Origin of the sequence: Bacillus sp. ISO11 (genome assembly GCF_003458115.1) — a bacterium.
GTDB classification, from domain to species: Bacteria; Bacillota; Bacilli; order Bacillales; family Bacillaceae_G; genus Bacillus_A; species Bacillus_A cereus.
In genome coordinates this window covers 65,326-79,567 of record NZ_QXCO01000015.1, presented here as the reverse complement: position 1 = coordinate 79,567, position 14,242 = coordinate 65,326, and the positions used below count along the sequence as shown (strand labels likewise).

Sequence of the window (14,242 nt, the reverse complement as noted above, 5' to 3'; positions counted from 1 at the left end):
TGAATATGAAAGAATGCAAAAAGAGCATGAGAAAGAAAAAGAACTAACTGCTATGACAATTACGCATATCGCAACAGAACTAGCTGCTGTATCTGAAAAAACAAGCTCTTCTATTCAAAAACTAACCGCCAAATCTGAAACTATTGTAGAGATTGCTAAAACAGGTACATCATTAGCTACAACATCTGAAGAAAAAGCCAATAAAGGGAAAGAACAATTAAACCAGCAAAACAAACGAATGGGATCTATTCAAATGAATATGGAAACGATTATTACAGATACTCATGAACTCCTTAATATTTCTAACAAAATTAATGAAATCATAGATATTGTTAAATCGATTGCGGAGCAAACCAATTTACTCGCACTAAATGCAGCTATCGAGTCTGCACGTGCTGGAGAATTTGGGAAGGGGTTTTCTGTTGTTGCTGGTGAAATTCGAAAATTATCAGAGCAAACGAAAGAATCTATATTTAACGTTACAAAGCTCGTTGAAAAAACAAATGAACAAATTACCCGTGTCTCGTCTTCCGTGAAACAAATTAGCTCTCTCGTATCGGAAGGAACGGATAGTATGTCAGCAACAGATCGATACTTCCAAGAAATTGTAAAAGATATGTCTAACTCAAAAGAACAGAATAAGAAAATTGAACACGAGCTACAAGCTATTTCACAAGTAATGAAAGGAATTCAAGATGATTCCTCACAAATGGCTCTAACAGCCGATAATTTACAACTAGAACTAAATCGATAAGATAAAGTGAAACTTTAATCAACGGGGGTTTTGTTCATCCCCCGTTGATTATCAGCCCTCACCAATCGGGCTTTTACGGGCAGCCCGCCCCCCACCTAACTTCTTTGCTTTCGCTGATTTTGAGGTGGGGGTCTTACTGCCTGGAAAATAGCGGGATCAAATTCAAGTCAGGCATACTTTTCATCTGCACTGACTACTAAATTTCATCTTCCATCAAAAAAAGAATCCAGAATGGATTCTTTTTATTTTCTGAAAAATATTTTTTGACAATACACATAACTCATATAAACACCAAAGCTCTGCAAAATGAACAATGCCGGCATAATTACATTGTAATATGCCATATCTACTTGAAAGAGCTTTAACAATACGTAGCCACTAATTAAAAATAAGAACAACATATATCCCTCATTTTGTTGTTTCTTAATAAGGAAGTGTAATAGAGCTATAGTCATAAACAATGTTACGGCTATATATATCAGTTTTTCACATTTGAAAAGAATAGAATTTACCCCTTCATCTGAAAACTGATTTATCATCGGCTCTAAAAGTTTAAATCTTTCTCCCTCAATCTCTTTTAACTTTTGATCAATATGCTCTGTTACACTTTGATTTTTCGATATTTTTTCTTCATGTTGCGTCTTTCCAATTAAAACAGATTGAACATACGTCTCATTTGAAATCGTATATTGTGACAATCCCATTGCCTTAATTCCATAATTCACACTAAAATGGGCACTATAAAATAGAATAAGTATCCCTATCATTTTTAGTAACACCTTTTGTTTCGTTGCTGATTGAAATACTTCGATTAATAATACATATACCGTAATAAAAATAGGAAGAAATAATCCCATTGGGAAAACCATATTACTAAATGCAAATAAAATCGCTGAAAACACCCACATATAAGGATGATCTAATCCTTTATATAAAAGTATGTAACAAGCAAAATAAAATAAAAATATTGCAAGTGATTCAGGAGTTAATACGGAACTCATGAATATATTTGGAATATACAGAGCATAAAAGATAGAAGCAATACGACCGCATTCTTCTCCAAAAACCATTCCCGCAATACGATAAATAAATAATGCTGTTCCTGTGCAAAATAGCACATTAAATAGTTGTAAAGCGAATAATGAATCACCAAATATACGAATAATTACCGACTCATATATAATAAAAGGTAAATGAGTTACAGTCCCTATATTATTACCAATTGCAATCTGCTTTGCAGACTCATACATCACTTTCATATCACCAATTATTGGAGCATCTACAAATAACAGCATACTAACCCTCACAACTATAGATATACTTATAAGAAAAATAAGAAATTGTTTATCTGTAAAACGATATTGTAGAATTGATGCCACTAACAAAATAAGTATGACGAAAATTGCTAATATGATTGTTACACTTGTTGTACTTCCTCCAAAAAATTGCTTACTTGTCTCAAATGCTGCCCAACAACTATAAACAAAAAATGCGAGCATCGCACCGATTGTAATTTTATTGAAGAAAGATGAAAAATTTGTTTGTATATGATTCATATGTCCATTGCACCTCTATTTCCATTCATAACAAAACGATTCTATCATGAATGGGGACACGGCTGATAGGGAATTTCTATGACAAATACATAGTCATTACTTTTTACTTGCAATGTAAGCGAATCCTCTTTTACACTACATTTTAGATAAAATAAATTTTCTTTCAGTTACATGAATACAAATACAGAAGTTTAAATAATCCTCTTTTGGAATACACTTTACTTCATTAAATATCTAATATGAGTAATCTGCTTACACATATTATTCTGATTGAAAACAGACTATAGGGGCTGAATATATGGAAAAGAAATTCATGCGAGAATCTAAAGCAATTAAGACAACACGTGTTTTTCCTAACGATTTAAATAATCACCAAACACTTTTTGGAGGGAAATTATTAGCAGAAATTGATAGTATTGCTTCAATTGCGGCTGCAAGACATAGTCGTAAACATTGCGTAACAGCATCTATTGATTCAGTTGATTTTTTAACTCCAATTCACCAAGCTGATTCTGTTTGTTATGAAGCATTTGTATGTTATACAGGGAAATCTTCAATGGAAGTTTTCGTAAAAGTAATCGCAGAAAACTTATTAGCAGGCGAGCGTAGAATTGCTGCTACTTGCTTCATTACATTTGTGGCAATAAAAGATGGAAAACCTTCATCCGTACCACAAGTACTTCCTGAAACTGAAGAAGAACATTGGTTACACACAACCGGTTTAGAACGCGCGGAAAACCGAAAAAAGGGACGTTTAAAAAGTAAAGAGATGGCTGAAGTTTTAACTTTAAGTAAGCCATGGAATATATAATACGATACTCTCACTTCATACATGCACAGGTTTATTTCATCCTTGCATGTATTTTTTATTGTAAAAAATTCCACCTCTTATCTTTTATTTACTGTTTGTCTCCTAAAATAATCCACCAGTTTTTCCTTTATTTTGCTATACTATTAATGGTATATTAGATAAGGTTCGTTTAAAAATAACTATAATATAATTAAGTATATAAGGGATGGTGCGATAATGTCTATTGAGGTACCAATTTCAATACCAAAAACGTTAATTATTATTCCTGCGTATAACGAGGAAGAAGCAATTGCAGATACATTAACAAGATTATTAAAACTAAAACAGCATTTTACAGAATTAAGCATTTGCGTTATTAATGATGGATCACATGATAAAACAGCTCAAATCGTAAATGATTTTCCTGTTCACCTTGTGAACTTACCATATAACCTAGGTATTGGCTCAGCTGTACAAACTGGTTATAAATACGCTTATGAGAATGGATATGATATTGCGATTCAGTTCGATGCTGATGGGCAACATAATCCTGATGATTTGTACAAAATTATAAAACCTATTGCTGAAGACCAATGCGATATGGTGCTAGGTTCACGTTTTACAGAGAAAACAGCCTATAAAGGTAGTATTTCTAGAAGAATTGGTATTTTTTATTTTACTGCTCTACTGAAAGTACTAACAAAACAAACCTTTATGGATCCAACTTCTGGGTATCGTGCTATCAATAGAGAAGTAATTAAGATTTTTGCACATAATTATCCAAAAGATTATCCAGAACCAGAAGTCCTTATTCATTTAAAAAAGAAAAAATTACGCATTAATGAAATATCCGTAAATATGCAAGAGCGTCAAGGGGGACAATCTTCTATCACACCTCTTAAATCTGCATATTACATGATTAAAGTAAGCCTTGCTATATTGATGCAAAAAATTGTGAAAGGTTGATAATAAATGCCTATAATTACCTTTTCATTTATCTTCATTCTATTATTATTTTTATTAATTATTAATTCCATTCGTCGTGGAGCTTTAGAAACTAAATATGCTATTTTATGGATTTTCGTTTGTGTTGCAATGGCTATTTTAAGTTCTACTGAAAAAATTATAAATTGGATTGGCCAACTATTACACGTAGAATATCCTCCATCTGTTTTATTCTTATTTGGACTATTATTCTGTTTCATATTAATTTTTGACTTAACAAGAAAAATTTCTAAATTACATCATCAACTTGTAACGTTAACGCAAGATTATGCGTTATTAAAGCAAAAATTAAAAGTAACGCAACCTGAAACCGATAAAGAATAGTTTTCTATTTAAATATGAATATATACAAAAAAACATCTTAATTTTTTAAAAAAATTAAGATGTTTTTTATTGCAAACTATTTTTTTCTAATTAATAATTTACTAATTTTCATAACAGTTGCCACGGTCCCAACTCCAATTATAATAAATAAGAATGGTATTAACGGTAATGCATATCGTTCATATGCAACATAAAAACATGTTAAAGCTGTTTGCAATAAAAGGATTGACCATAAAAATGTAGTCTCTCTCCACCTTTTTAAAAGGAAAATAAATGAAAGTACTGTACATATTAAAAACGTCGTCTTAATAAAATTATATATTTCATTCATATCCTTTGCAGAAACATTGAATACTTCAATATTATGCTCTATAGAATAATACGGTTTTTTCCAAAGAATTTCTGGCTTCAAAACTAAATAACTCTCTATCATAGATTCCTTATCAGTTTTCCACCATTCCTTCATTTTATCAATCGCTATTTTTTCTTCTAATTCCATAAATTCATGTGCTTCAAGATTAGGGTATTTTGCATGTAACTCTATTTCAAGTTCCCCCATATCCTTACCTTCTGGGTAACCTTTCCCTTGATACGTTCCAAGTAATAACGGATTCCCTGCCCCAGCAGTTAGTGGGATAAATTTATCAAATTGAATGTAATTGCGAGCCCACCATGGTCCAAGTACGATAAGTCCTATTCCTATGCTTATAATCGCTTGCTTCATCATAATACGGAATGGGTAGCGTTTCATTAAAAGATACCCAAATAGTAAGATTGGATATAAGGCAATTTGTACACGGAGGTACAGTGCTAAAAAGTAGAAAATTAATACAATCAGAAGATGTTTCGTTTTATGAGTATCAGCTAATTTTAAACTCCAATATACTAATCCTAATGAAAGGAATAGAAACGGTCCTTCTGTTAAAGTTAAGTTTTCCATAACAATCTCTGGAGGATACACAGCTAATAAGAAAGCACCTATTAATCCTGCAGCAGAATTCAATAAATAAGTACCAATCTTATAAGTTAGCAAAATACTAAGTACCCCTAATAGGATAATAATTAATTTTGCTACAAAAAGACCTTCACTGCCATTTCCAAAAAAATAAAATACAACAGCTAATAAAGCTGGAAAACCCGGCATAATATGAATCGTTGGTTTATCTGGTTCATGATATGTTAACATCCCTGTTTCCAATAAAATATTTGCCGTTTTTTGATAACCTATATCATCGCTAGCTATAGATAGATCTGCACCATGTGTTTGTAAAGTTGCAAAACGAAGTGCAAAACCGACTATCATAATAATCCCTAAAAGGATTATATTAGATTTGCGAGTAAATCGCCCTAACATCTCATCTTCTCCCTTCAGATACATAATTTTCAAAATATATTTCTATATTTTTACAACACAATACGTTCTATAATAAATACTTTTTATACAAAGTACAACAATAGAAAGTTGATTTACAAAGTTTATATGCGTTAAACTTATACAGATGTTCTTGTAATCTTCTTCCTTCCAAAAGGCTTGTATATATGATGCAAGACATAAAAAACTTGAGGAGATAAAAATTCTATGATGGAACAAAAGCAACTTGTTTCTGTTGTCATACCCCTGTATAACACGGAAAAATATATTGAAGAAACGATGCAGTCAATACTAGATCAAACATATAAAAACATTGAAATTGTAATTGTAGATGATGGAAGTAAAGATCAATCACCTTCTATTGTGAAAAACCTTGCTGAAAAATACCCAGGGCAAGTAAAATACGTTCATCAAAAAAACCAAGGTGTTTCGGTAGCCCGTAATACAGGTATCGAAAATGCTAGCGGAGAATATATCGCTTTCCTTGATAGTGACGACTTATGGCATCCAACTAAAATTGAGAAACAAATCGAGAGTATGCATAAAAACAACATGGACGCGTGCTATTGTGGTTATATGAATTTCTACGAAGAAACAGGCGAAAAGCTTGAGCATACAACAAACTTTATTAAAGGTGATATGGCAAAAGCATTCCTAACACATCAAGTTGTTGCTCAAACAAGTACTTGGATTTTCAAACGATCCATCGTAATGGATCATAACATTCGTTTTACACCAGGATGTAGTTGGGGAGAAGATTTAGAGTTTTTATTTAAACTTATGAGTTTGACAAATGTATGTTATGTCGATGAATACTTAACTTATTATAGAATCTTATCAGAAGGAAATCTTTCTTCTAAGTATAAAGATTATGAATTAAAAACAACAAAAGAGCTAGAAGTATTCAATCGTATGAAAGATTGGGTACATAATAAATCTCAAGACTTCATTACGAAAGACCCTCAGTCACTGATTGAGATTCTTGAGACTTATTTATTCCCTTATACAGTCATCAATAACGCTTGTATATATATTAAAGAAAACTCTCGATTAGATAAATCACAAGTTCAATTAATCAAAAAAGATATAAGGAAATATTGCCGTAAAATCTATTCAAAGAATGGAAAGCGTAGTAAAAAACTATATGCAATGCTTTGGTTTGTACGAATTAAATTTCTGTTTTCTTAAACTGAAAATATAACGATACTCTCTCTTTCTGTGAACAAATTAAATTTACAAATAGGACAAACTAACCGGGTCCTAAAGAATAGAAAGGTCTTTTCTCATGAAAACAAATAAAATTCTAAAAAACGCATCCTACCTCTTTGTAGGAAACATTACTGTCCGCTTTGTACTGGCTATTGCAACAATTTTCTTTGCAAGATATGTTTCTCCAAGTGATTACGGTATGTTTACAACTGCGTTAGCAGTTTCAGCTGTTATTTGTTACTTTACAGATGCAGGTTTAACACATACGTTTATGCGTGAAGGAACGAGAAGCGATGCTAATATTAGTGTGCTAATAAGTAGTTATTTACGTATTCGTTTAATATTAGCTATCGTAATTTCTGTACTTTTCGCTATTTTTGCCCAGTTCTTCTATCCCGATGCTTACTTACGTGCGATGGTATATTGGGTTGTCCTACCAACAATGTTCGGAGCAACCTTACAAGGTGTTGGTATGGCTTACTTCCAAGTAACAGAACGCATGCAATTTACAGCTATTATTTCTGTACTACAAGGTGTAACAGCTGCTGCTGCCCTATTACTAGGGATGTCTTTCCAATGGTCACTTATGATGGTTGCTGCCATGTACGGGGTATCTAGTCTTGTAACAGGTGTTATCGCCTTTATAATGACAATACGTTACACGAAAGTCCATAAGGGTTGGGATAAAGGCATTTTAGATCAACTACTTATTTTCACGATCAACGGAATCATTATTATGCTCTTACCACAATTGGGCCCTATTATATTAGAAAAGGTTTCAACATATAAGCAAGTTGGATTCTTTGGTGCTGCATCTAAAATACCTGCTGTACTATATCAAATACCTGGAGTAATTGCAGCTGCTTTTTATCCAAGACTTTTTGCTTTTGGTAATGAGAAAAATATTGAAGAACATAGAAAATTATCAAGTTTTGAATTAAAACTTATGTCTTTTTTAGGAATGGGAATTTCTATCCCCTTTATTGCTGATCCAAGTTTCTGGATTGTTAGTTTATTAGGAGAAAAATACGCTCCCGCTGGTGACGCTCTTGCTATTCTAGCGTTTATGGTTATTTTACAATCAATTAACTATCCACTAGCCGATAATTTAACAACGATTGGCCAGCAATGGAAACGTGCAACAACAATGACTATTGGATTAGTTGTTGCCATCATAGGTTATATTGTATTAGGTAGTAAATATGGAATGATGGGGGCAGCTGCCGCAGCCATCATTACCGAAATTACACTATTAATTGGATTTACCCTCTTTATTCGTAAAGGCATGCAATTATTAGTTAAAGGAATTATATTTAATTCCTTAGCCTTTATTATTAGTTACGGTATATACCGAATTGCATTAATCAACTTACCACCATTAGTTGCTTTAACTCTTACTGGTATACTATACGGTATAATCGGAATTGTAATTGATCCTCAAATACGTGGATTCGTTTTAGGATTTATAAAACAAAAGCTTATTCGCAAACATGCTTAAAAGCAAAAAGCTTTTCCTATTTAAAAATGGAAAAGCTTTTTGCTTTTTTATATACCATCATTTTTCTTCAGTAAAAAAATGCTATATATTCCAGCTCAAATTGACTTACTTTCTGAAAATGCCTTATACTAAATTACATGTAAACTATGAACTTCAACGCTTGTAAAAATATATATGCTTCAACAAAAATATATATTTTCTCATGTTAAAACTAAAGAACACACCTTTAAAAATTGGTGTGTTTTTATATGCTACCTAAAAACTAGTTGCTACATGTAACGACTTTCAAAGGAGGATTATCAATTTTTATGAGCATAAAGCCGAATAATAAATTCTTTTCCAAGAAAACAATAATAATTATGCCAATATTATTATTGTGCGCTTTTGCTTTTCATTATTTCTTTTTAACATCTAATCAAGCCTTTTCTGGTACAGGGGATGCGTTACGTCAATTTGGTTTTTTTACGTTTCTTCTACAACATGCCTTTAAAGATGGCAACCTTTTTTGGTCTTTTGATTATGGATTAGGTGGAGATTTATTTGGAGAGTTTAGTTATTATTACAGCACATCACCGTTTTTCTGGATTACACTGTTACTACCTAAACTAAGTCTTGAGCAAGTATATGACGTGAAATTATACATGAGTATTTTAAAAAACTTTTTAGCTATGGTATTCATGTATGGTTCTTTACGTTACCATAATAAAACAGCATTCTCATCTTTTGTTGCTGCTATTATATATGGTGGTTGTATTACTTTCATCCGCCACTCTTTACTATGGGATTTCATGGCTGATGCCATTGTATTTTTACCATTAGTAATATGGGGACTTGATAAATATATTATTGAAAAGAAGCGCGGACTTTTCCTAATCGCTGCTACTTTAATGTTAGCATCAAACTTTTATTTTGCTTTTATCACAAGTATTTTCATATTTATTTATGCATTATTCCAATACTTTGCGACACAACAAAATAAAACGATTGTCTCTTTTCTAACTTATTATATTAGAATCGGTTTATTGTATGGATTATCACTCGGTTTAGCCGCCGTTTGCTTCCTCCCATCAGTTAATGCCGTATTTAGTGCTGATCGACTATCAAAAAAGTTTGAGATACCATTATTATTTGAAGATAAATTTTATAAAGATTTAATGGAAAATATTTTCTTCATGTATAATGCTGAAAATCATCAATTAGCTTTACCAGCTTTAATTTTATTCTTAATCGTATTTGGAATGTTTATACGTGATAAACTCGTTAAAAATAAAGTATTCTTTACGTTATTCATGTTCATTCTGTTTATGCTTCCATATACATATTCTGTGTTTAATGGTTTTTCAGCAATGCAATCTAGATGGTTCTATTTATTTGTATTTGTAATTGCCCAAACAATTGCATACATTCTAGATTGGATGATTATTCATAAGAAAGACTACAAATTACCTTATTTAATAAGTTTATTAGTGTCTATTGGATTATTCATTTATGCATTTTATAGAAAAGCAAATATAAATGTAACTGATAAACCTTTACAAGACGTTGATAACATTTTACTCGGAACTGTCGTTCTTTCTGTTATTACAGTATGTTTATGGCGTTATATTTCCAAACCTTTCATACAATTTTTAGTTGTATTGAATGTACTCGTTAGCACAATTTCTATGAATTATATGTATGCGAATAATATACTTAGCACCGTTTACGGACAGAGCCAGATTTCAACTGAAAAGTTACACGAACCAGGCTATGATAATAAAGAAGAAATTGCTGCAATTCGCTACATACAAGAAAATGATAAAGACTTTTATCGTATTCTTAATCCATATAGCGAATATAACACACCGATGCTACAAGGATATCATGGCGTAAGTACGTATCAAAGCTTAGTTAATTATTATGTCCATGACTTTATGAAAAATAAATATGGTGTATTCCAAATGTACGATACACCTTCAATGTTTTATCAAGCTGATAGTCGACTACTACTCGAAAATATGCTTGGTATAAAATATCGCGTATTAAGTGCTGATACAGATTCAAAGAATGTACCTTATGGATATAAACTATTACAGCAAGTAGGACCATATAATATTTACAAAAATGACTATGCTTTACCGTTAGGATATGTATATGATTCGGCTATAAGTGAAGAAGAATTTTCTAAATTAAACTTCGCTCAGCGTGATCAATTATTATTACATGCTGTTGTCGTTAATAATACAAAAGAATTTTCATTAAACCATTTTAATAAACAAGACCTCAAATCAAAGGCAGTATCTATTAAAACGGAAAAAGCAAAATTCGAAAACATGGAAAAACAAGAAAATAAACTAATTGTTCATGGCTTTGGAAATATGATTGTACCTATCAATTATCCTGATACACCTGGTGATCTACTGATAGAATTAAAATTAAAAAATGCAGGCACATTCAATGCAACTGTTAATGGAAAAACGATAGGAAAAGGGGACGATGCTGGTGCATACTCTTATCCGTTAGAAAGGTTTGTTTACAATTTGGGCAATGAGCGTCCAGAAAACCTAACTATCTCTATTGATATGGCAGGTGAGTATGAATTAGGTGACTTGCAAGCAAATATTGTAAACTATGAAAGTGTACAAAAAGAAACAAAAAAACTAACTGAAAATAGGCTTGAAAATATTTATTATAAGAACAATTATTTAAAAGGGGATATCAAATCAAATAAAGACGGGCTCTTATATTTATCTGTCCCATATAGTAAAGGCTGGACTATAAAAATTGATGGAAAAGAAACAGAATTTACGAAAGCGAATTCTGCCTTTATCGGTGTTCCCATTACAAAAGGTTCACATGTAATCGAAATGACTTACGTTACACCTTACTTCAAATTAGGTATGATTATATCAATCATCTCACTAATTATCTGTATAGCTTTACTAATTTTCAAAAATCCAAAAGCACGACGAAAATTTTCTTTTAAAAAGCAATAATAAGCAATCAATGAATCATGAATCTATCCAATTGGATAGATTCATATAAAAACGCATAACATTGTTTTAACCCACTACAAACAAGGAGTGTCAAAAATGACTCTTTCAATCGTTGTACCATGCTACAATGAAGAAAAGGTGCTTCGAGCCTTTTATTCAGAGACTTCTCTTGAAATTCATAAATTAACTACCGATTATGAATTTGTTTTTGTTAATGATGGTAGTAAAGATGATACTTTAAATATTTTACGTGATTTAGCTAGTTCAGATTCGTCAGTACACTACATATCATTTAGTCGAAACTTCGGAAAAGAAGCTGCAATGTTAGCTGGTTTAAAATATGCTACAGGCGATGCAATTGTTATTATGGATGCTGACTTACAACACCCTCCTACGTTAATAAAAGAACTGTTAGAAGGATATAACGACGGCTACGACCAAGTCATTGCAAAAAGAACAAGAACTGGTGATTCACCCGTTCGCTCTTTCGTCTCTCGTCTTTACTATAAAGTGATGAATAAATTTGTAGATATTGAATTAGTAGACGGTATTGGTGACTTTAGACTTTTAAGTCGAAGAGCAGTAGATTCTTTATTATCTTTAAGTGAATACAACCGATTTTCAAAAGGCTTATTTTCTTGGATCGGTTATAACGAATTAATCATTGAATATGAAAATGTATTACGTTCTGATGGAGAAAGTAAATGGACCTTCTCGAAATTATTAAATTACGGAATTGATGGTGTAATTTCATTTAATAATAAACCGTTACGTCTATCTATATATCTCGGATTACTAACAACCATTTTAGGACTTTTATACGTAATCACTACGTTCGTTCAAATCATCCTTGGTGGTGTGGAAGTTCCTGGTTACTTTACTCTCATTTCCGCTATACTATTTATTGGCGGTATTCAACTCATATTCCTAGGTGTTATTGGTGAATATATCGGTCGTATTTATTATGAAACAAAACGTAGACCGCATTTTATTGTAGCTGAAAAGAAAGTTAGTGAAGTTAAACAAAAGGCATAACCAAAAAGTTACTTCTGTAGGTAGAAGTAACTTTTTTATATACTAACATTTACAAACACTTCTTTTGAAAAAATATACATTTTGAAATGATGGCATTATATGAAAGAATTTAGTATCATGATTCAAGGTACTATTTCAAGTTGGACGGAGGATACTATGAGCTTATTAACAGTTGAAAAATTAGGACATACATTTGGTGATCGTACATTATTTAAAGATGTATCTATGCGATTATTAGCAGGTGAGCACGTTGGATTAGTTGGTGCAAACGGTGTTGGTAAATCAACATTCATGAATATCATTACTGGTCAGCTTATTCATGACCAAGGTCGTGTAGAATGGACACCGGGCACACATTACGGCTACTTAGATCAGCATACTGTTTTAACGCCTGGACGTACGATCCGTGACGTACTAGCGGATGCATTTTTACCGTTATTCGAAAAGGAAAAAGCTTTAAATGAAGTTACAGAAAAAATGGGAACTGCTACACCAGAAGAACTAGAAGAACTTCTTGAACAAATGGCTGAAATACAAGATGCACTTGAAGCAGGTGGTTTCTATTTACTAGATATGAAAATTGAAGAGGCTGCACGTGGTCTTGGAATTGATGCTATTGGTTTAGATCGTGATGTTTCAGCACTAAGTGGTGGACAACGTACAAAGGTATTGCTTGCAAAGCTATTACTTGAACAGCCAGAAGTATTATTGCTTGATGAACCTACTAACTATTTAGACGTTGAACATATTCATTGGTTAACAAATTATTTAAAAGAATACCCACATGCATTCTTATTAATTTCTCATGATACAGAATTTATGAACAAATGTGTTGATGTTATTTTCCATCTAGAATTCACAAAAATGACACGCTATACAGCGACATATGAAAAATTCCTAGAACTAGCAGAAATCAATAAAAACCAACATATAAACGCTTATGAAAAGCAGCGCGAGTTTATCAAAAAGCAAGAAGACTTCATTGCAAAAAACAAGGCTCGTTATTCAACGACAGGTCGTGCAAAGAGTCGTCAAAAGCAACTTGATCGCATGGAACTTATTGATCGCCCAGAAACAGCAATTAAACCTGAATTCTCATTTAAAGAAAGTCGCGCAAGTAGTCGCTTCGTCTTTGAAGGTGAAAATGTAGAAATCGGATATACACATCCGCTACTACCAAAGCTATCAATGACGATCGAACGTGGTGAAAAAATTGCTATTGTTGGATGTAACGGTGTTGGTAAATCAACGTTACTAAAAACAATCTTAGGTAAAATTAAGCCTTTAAGCGGTAAAACAAGCCTTGGTGACTTCTTAGAGCCTGCATACTTTGAGCAAGAAGTTAAAGCTGACAATATAACACCAATTGATGATGTATGGAATACATTCCCTGGTTTAGACCAGCATCAAATTCGTGCGATGTTAGCAAAATGCGGATTAAAAAATGAACATATTTCTCGCCCATTAAGTCAATTAAGTGGTGGAGAACAAGCAAAAGTTCGTTTATGTAAGCTAATGGGTGAGGAAAGTAACTGGCTACTATTTGATGAGCCGACAAACCATCTTGATGTTACAGCAAAAGCGGAACTTAAGAAGGCTATGAAAGCATATAAAGGAACAATCCTCCTTGTATGTCACGAACCGGACTTCTATGAAGATTGGATTACAAAAGTTTGGGATGTTGAAGAATGGTCTCAAAATAGTAAATAGTCTTTAAGAAAAAA

At 32.3% G+C, this 14,242-nt stretch carries 11 protein-coding genes; 9 read left to right on the top strand and 2 right to left on the bottom strand.

What is annotated here, in order from left to right; all coding sequences use genetic code 11:
- Positions 1-13: 13 nt before the first annotated feature.
- Positions 14-754 (top strand): methyl-accepting chemotaxis protein, encoded by a 741-nt coding sequence (locus tag D1166_RS32370; protein WP_370512974.1) that lies wholly within the window; start codon positions 14-16, stop codon positions 752-754.
- A 242-nt stretch (positions 755-996) separates the two neighbouring features.
- Here the strand turns inward: D1166_RS32370 and D1166_RS16970 are convergent, their stop codons facing one another.
- Positions 997-2,310, bottom strand: coding sequence for an ArnT family glycosyltransferase (locus D1166_RS16970; RefSeq protein WP_061655694.1), 1,314 nt, complete (start codon positions 2,308-2,310; stop codon positions 997-999).
- Positions 2,311-2,608: 298 nt separating this feature from the next.
- Here D1166_RS16970 and D1166_RS16965 point away from each other — a divergent pair, with 298 nt between their 5' ends.
- From D1166_RS16965 to D1166_RS16955, 3 genes are all read left to right on the top strand, one after another.
- Positions 2,609-3,121 carry an acyl-CoA thioesterase gene (locus tag D1166_RS16965; protein ID WP_000412120.1) on the top strand — a complete coding sequence of 171 codons (513 nt, stop codon included), beginning with the start codon at positions 2,609-2,611 and terminating at the stop codon, positions 3,119-3,121.
- A gap of 216 nt (positions 3,122-3,337) precedes the next feature.
- Positions 3,338-4,066 (top strand): glycosyltransferase family 2 protein, encoded by a 729-nt coding sequence (locus D1166_RS16960; RefSeq protein ID WP_000021476.1) that lies wholly within the window; start codon positions 3,338-3,340, stop codon positions 4,064-4,066.
- Positions 4,067-4,072: 6 nt separating this feature from the next.
- Positions 4,073-4,429, top strand: a complete 357-nt coding sequence (locus D1166_RS16955; protein WP_001121767.1) for a DUF2304 domain-containing protein — start codon at positions 4,073-4,075, stop codon at positions 4,427-4,429.
- Between the two features lie 76 nt (positions 4,430-4,505).
- Here the strand turns inward: D1166_RS16955 and D1166_RS16950 are convergent, their stop codons facing one another.
- Positions 4,506-5,783 (bottom strand): glycosyltransferase family 39 protein, encoded by a 1,278-nt coding sequence (locus D1166_RS16950; protein ID WP_000901470.1) that lies wholly within the window; start codon positions 5,781-5,783, stop codon positions 4,506-4,508.
- A 225-nt stretch (positions 5,784-6,008) separates the two neighbouring features.
- Here D1166_RS16950 and D1166_RS16945 point away from each other — a divergent pair, with 225 nt between their 5' ends.
- The 5 genes from D1166_RS16945 (at position 6,009) to D1166_RS16925 (ending at position 14,228) form a co-directional block, all read left to right on the top strand.
- On the top strand, positions 6,009-6,989 hold the full coding sequence (locus tag D1166_RS16945; RefSeq protein WP_000970519.1) for a glycosyltransferase family 2 protein: 981 nt from the start codon (positions 6,009-6,011) through the stop codon (positions 6,987-6,989).
- A gap of 97 nt (positions 6,990-7,086) precedes the next feature.
- Positions 7,087-8,508: an oligosaccharide flippase family protein gene (locus tag D1166_RS16940; RefSeq protein WP_000856129.1), complete on the top strand. Its 1,422-nt coding sequence runs from the start codon at positions 7,087-7,089 to the stop codon at positions 8,506-8,508.
- 308 nt (positions 8,509-8,816) lie between these two features.
- Positions 8,817-11,483: a YfhO family protein gene (locus D1166_RS16935; RefSeq protein ID WP_053513758.1), complete on the top strand. Its 2,667-nt coding sequence runs from the start codon at positions 8,817-8,819 to the stop codon at positions 11,481-11,483.
- Between the two features lie 96 nt (positions 11,484-11,579).
- A complete protein-coding gene (locus tag D1166_RS16930) occupies positions 11,580-12,518 on the top strand; it encodes a glycosyltransferase family 2 protein (protein ID WP_000175827.1) in 939 nt (312 codons plus the stop codon).
- Positions 12,519-12,674: 156 nt separating this feature from the next.
- On the top strand, positions 12,675-14,228 hold the full coding sequence (locus tag D1166_RS16925; RefSeq protein WP_000055410.1) for an ABC-F family ATP-binding cassette domain-containing protein: 1,554 nt from the start codon (positions 12,675-12,677) through the stop codon (positions 14,226-14,228).
- Positions 14,229-14,242 lie beyond the last annotated feature (14 nt).

Excerpts from the sequence above, each read along its gene's own strand:
- D1166_RS16935 (WP_053513758.1), top strand. The coding sequence starts at position 8,817 with ATGAGCATAAAGCCGAATAATAAATTCTTTTCCAAGAAAACAATAATA.
- D1166_RS16925 (WP_000055410.1), top strand. The coding sequence starts at position 12,675 with ATGAGCTTATTAACAGTTGAAAAATTAGGACATACATTTGGTGATCGT.
- D1166_RS16955 (WP_001121767.1), top strand. The coding sequence starts at position 4,073 with ATGCCTATAATTACCTTTTCATTTATCTTCATTCTATTATTATTTTTA.
- D1166_RS16960 (WP_000021476.1), top strand. The coding sequence starts at position 3,338 with ATGTCTATTGAGGTACCAATTTCAATACCAAAAACGTTAATTATTATT.
- D1166_RS16965 (WP_000412120.1), top strand. The coding sequence starts at position 2,609 with ATGGAAAAGAAATTCATGCGAGAATCTAAAGCAATTAAGACAACACGT.
- D1166_RS16950 (WP_000901470.1), bottom strand. The coding sequence starts at position 5,783 with ATGTTAGGGCGATTTACTCGCAAATCTAATATAATCCTTTTAGGGATT.
- D1166_RS16940 (WP_000856129.1), top strand. The coding sequence starts at position 7,087 with ATGAAAACAAATAAAATTCTAAAAAACGCATCCTACCTCTTTGTAGGA.
- D1166_RS16945 (WP_000970519.1), top strand. The coding sequence starts at position 6,009 with ATGATGGAACAAAAGCAACTTGTTTCTGTTGTCATACCCCTGTATAAC.
- D1166_RS16970 (WP_061655694.1), bottom strand. The coding sequence starts at position 2,310 with ATGAATCATATACAAACAAATTTTTCATCTTTCTTCAATAAAATTACA.
- D1166_RS16930 (WP_000175827.1), top strand. The coding sequence starts at position 11,580 with ATGACTCTTTCAATCGTTGTACCATGCTACAATGAAGAAAAGGTGCTT.
- D1166_RS32370 (WP_370512974.1), top strand. The coding sequence starts at position 14 with ATGCAAAAAGAGCATGAGAAAGAAAAAGAACTAACTGCTATGACAATT.